We start from the raw sequence: 3404 nt of genomic DNA on the forward strand, positions 1-3404 counted from the left end.
AGTCCCAGCACGCGCTGTAGACCCAACGCGCTCACGCCTTGCTTCTGATTGGTCAGGTACCAAGCCGCAGCCAGCCAAACGCGCAGTGGCGTTCGGGTCTTCTCGAAGATGGTGCCGGCGGTCACCGAACTCTGGTGTTGGCAACTCGGGCACATCAGCCGGGTACGCGTCGCACGATAGGCATCGCCTACGCAGCCGCAGCGCGGGCAGACAAAACCTTGGGACCACCGCAGCCGCTCCAGATAGGCAAGGCACGCCTCTTCGGTGGCAAACCAGTCAAGAAACTCGTTCCAAGTCTGCGGATAGTCTTTTCCGGGCGTTGGCGCTAAAGTATGGATATCCATCCAGTTATTCTGCATCTGCTGGAGCTAAGTGGATACCCCTTACATAACAACAGTATAGAAGCCAAGCCCATCCCTTGGGAATGCTTCACAGAAAACCGGCGCGAATCCGCGCATAGGATTGAACCATGTGCAGTCACTACGAAGGCGTGCGGGACGCACAGGTCTTGCGAAAGGTGTTCCAGGTGGAGCCACCGGCCGACTTGGGCAAAACCGATCTCTGGCCGGGATACCCCGGCCTGCTGATCCGCCGCCCCCGGGAGAAGGACTCGGGCGATGACGCAGCACCAGATCGGGAAGCGTTACCCGGCCTGTTTGGCCTGGTACCCCACTGGGCGACCGACCTGAAGATCTGCCGCAGTACCTACAACGCCCGCAGCGAGACGGTGGCCACCAAACCGAGTTTTCGGGAAGCTTGGAAGAGGGCGCAGCACTGCATCATCCCGGCCCAAGCCATCTACGAACCGGACTGGCGCAGCGGCAAGGCCATTCCCACGCGCATCGAACGAGAAGACGGTCGGCCCATGGGGATTGCGGGTTTGTGGTCTGCCTGGAAGTCTCCCCAGGGGGAATGGGTGCACAGCTACACAATGCGGACGATCAACGCAGATACCCACCAACTGATGAACCAGTTCCACAAGCCGACCGATGAGAAACGCATGGTAGTGGTGCTGCCGGAGGCGGCCTATGAAGCGTGGCTGACGGCGACGGCTGAGCATAGTGAACAGTTCCTGGTGCCATTTGCGGCGGAGGGGTTGAGGGTAGGGAGTGGGCGAGATTGAAGGATGGCTGTAGTTGATGGCCTCGACCAGTTGCCGCTCGCTTCGGATGGAGAACAGGATCTGCAGCAGCAGTGCCTTGAGCAGCATCTCCGGCGGTACCGAGGGGCGCCCACGGCGGGCATACACCGCCTCGAAGTCGTTGCTCATCGTCGCCAGCAGCGCATCGACCACGGCGCGCAACTTGCGCAGCGGGTGGGCCTGCGGCACTCTCTCTTCAAGGCTGATGTAGCTGAACATCGCACTCTGGAAGTCTTGGTTGCCTCTCATCTTCCTCGGCTGGGTCGTTCTGGGATGGCTTCAGATCGTAGCGGCCGACTCGGGCACCGGCGGAGAATTTTTCAACGGCCTGCTAAAGCAGGCCGTAAAGACGGGCAATGCGCACAGCTGTGCGTCTGTCCGGCGCGTTCAGCTTTGCGTTGACGCGCTGAAATCGGCTGTCGATGGTTTTGGCCTCAAGATTCATGGCTGCACCGATCACTTTGCTGCTGTGTCCTGCGGCCTCACAGCGCAAGAGGTGCAGGTCGGCTTCTGTGAGGCTCGTGCCCCGGAGCAGTTCCTCACGCATGGATATTGCAATCGAGTGATGCAGCTCCATGGCAAGCGCGCGCGCCAGTACCCTGGCCCTCGGGTAGCTTTCGCCCTCGAACCTTTCGGGGTCAGCTGATCCCAGGCACAGGACCCCTACCCTTGATAGGCCAACTGAGCTGGGTGCAGGTGCGATCAGAGCAGATGCGAAGCCATGCTTGGCAGCTGCGCGGATGAAGGCGCTTTCTTCGGGGGATGAGCAGTTGAGGTAGCTGGCACGGGTGGGCTCCGCGTCGCACGATGCATAGCGCAACCAGGGATCATGTTCGAACCATCGTTGAGAAGCGTACTCAGCCGGCCATGCTGGATCGCAGGCCCAAAACGATCGAAATGAGGTTCGGGTTGCATCGTCTCGAAGGCAACTCAGGAAGTAGCCTGCATCAGCTCCCAGACCCATAACGGCCTCGCGAAACAATGAGATCACTTCGCCCGGGGACCTCGCATCTGTGATCAATGGGAGGATATGAAAAACGCGCGCGTTGTCCCCTATCGCAGGTCTGCCTGAAGCAGGCTCAATGCGGTCAGGGGTGGATTGCAAATGCAGCATGACCCTGTCGTCCCAGTTTGCTGAACAGCAGGCCATCATCAAAACGCAACGGCTCGACCGCACACCAGCGGTCGAAGCTCTTCACGTCATGAAAGACCATCGTCTGTACCAGCCGCATGCCCGAAGCTTGGCGTTGGGTGCGCTCCATCAGCAGACCGTAGCGGGTGGCGCGCAGGAGGAAGGTCACGGTGCCGTCGTGGTTTGCCAGCAAGGTATCGCCCTCAGCGATGCGTTCCAAATGGCGGTCTGACATTGATGCGGCAGCGTTGGTGCGCTTTGCGATCAGCGCCAAACGTTTGGAGCCCAGTGGGCGGGCGGGTGCGTCGATAGGATCGATACGGCGTTTGACCGATGGGCGTGTCACGACCGCAGATGCTGACGGCGTCACCTCGGGAAGTTGAAGGTTGTTCATCCCCACTCCTGCAGGTCTGGTTGACCGACAGGCCACGCAGTGCTGACACCGCGTGACCCAAGCACCAAGTCTCAAGAGACTGGATAGATGGTAGGGTAGACAAGCGCGTCGCGCGATGTCAAAGGAAATCAGGGCAGGGCGCCCAAATCTGCAGCGGGTTCAGTCGCGCTAAACGAAGAAGACCCTGCGTACGAAGCGCGTCAAATCGCTGCCGGTGCGCTGCTGTGGCTCAAAGCGTTCAGCAAAGAGAACGCGTCGTCGGCTCGCTCAACCGGAATGAACAGGTGATCGTGGTGGAAGGCGGCGACCGCATTGCAAGGGATGCCTGCTTTGGCCAGGGCCGAGGAGATCATGGCCAGAAAGCCGATGGCTTCCAGTGAGGAGTGCACGGTGAGCGTGATGAGTTTGGCCTCAAAGATGTAGGGCACCTTGGCCTGAATGGCTTGAGCGCGCTCAACGATGGCCGTCAATCCTTCGGTCTCCCTGAACGTGCAGATGGGGGAGAGGTCAGCAGGGAGGCGATGGTCTTGGAAGGTGCAGTAGACGTAGGTTTCTGGCCGAAGGTCAGGGGCCATCATTTGCTGCAGCCGAACGTGGTCTTTTTCTCCGCTCACTCCGATGTCCTCCTGCGCAGGGAAATGGTGTTGGCTTTCGGCGTTGATTATGGGCGGCTGGCGTTGACCCGGCGTGTGGACAAGTGCGCAAGTGCACCGCAGAAGGGACTGGTTTAGCTGAAT

5 protein-coding genes and 1 pseudogene are annotated in these 3404 nt (G+C 60.0%); 1 reads left to right on the forward strand and 5 read right to left on the reverse strand.

Features of this window, described 5'->3' with window-relative positions:
* On the reverse strand, nucleotides 1-344 hold a 344-nt coding region (locus ABYB95_RS19820; RefSeq protein WP_372660869.1), incomplete at its 3' end, for a transposase.
* Between the two features lie 125 nt (nucleotides 345-469).
* Between ABYB95_RS19820 and ABYB95_RS19825 the strand changes: the two genes are divergently transcribed.
* A complete protein-coding gene (locus ABYB95_RS19825) occupies nucleotides 470-1123 on the forward strand; it encodes an SOS response-associated peptidase (protein ID WP_008904130.1) in 654 nt (217 codons plus the stop codon).
* Nucleotides 1124-1129: 6 nt separating this feature from the next.
* Here ABYB95_RS19825 and ABYB95_RS19830 read toward each other — a convergent pair.
* From ABYB95_RS19830 to ABYB95_RS19845, 4 genes and pseudogenes are all read right to left on the reverse strand, one after another.
* A pseudogene (locus ABYB95_RS19830) lies at nucleotides 1130-1390 on the reverse strand (transposase); the annotation flags it as partial.
* Nucleotides 1391-1472: 82 nt separating this feature from the next.
* A complete protein-coding gene (locus tag ABYB95_RS19835) occupies nucleotides 1473-2255 on the reverse strand; it encodes an autoinducer binding domain-containing protein (RefSeq protein ID WP_160165339.1) in 783 nt (260 codons plus the stop codon).
* Nucleotides 2230-2667 carry a hypothetical protein gene (locus tag ABYB95_RS19840; RefSeq protein WP_008904133.1) on the reverse strand — a complete coding sequence of 146 codons (438 nt, stop codon included), beginning with the start codon at nucleotides 2665-2667 and terminating at the stop codon, nucleotides 2230-2232. The genes ABYB95_RS19835 and ABYB95_RS19840 overlap by 26 nt, the downstream gene beginning before the upstream one ends.
* 200 nt (nucleotides 2668-2867) lie before the next feature.
* The coding region (locus tag ABYB95_RS19845; protein WP_372660873.1) for an ACT domain-containing protein at nucleotides 2868-3404 on the reverse strand (537 nt) is incomplete at its 5' end.

The organism is Hydrogenophaga sp. (genome assembly GCF_041633695.1).
Taxonomy (GTDB): Bacteria; Pseudomonadota; Gammaproteobacteria; order Burkholderiales; family Burkholderiaceae_C; genus Hydrogenophaga.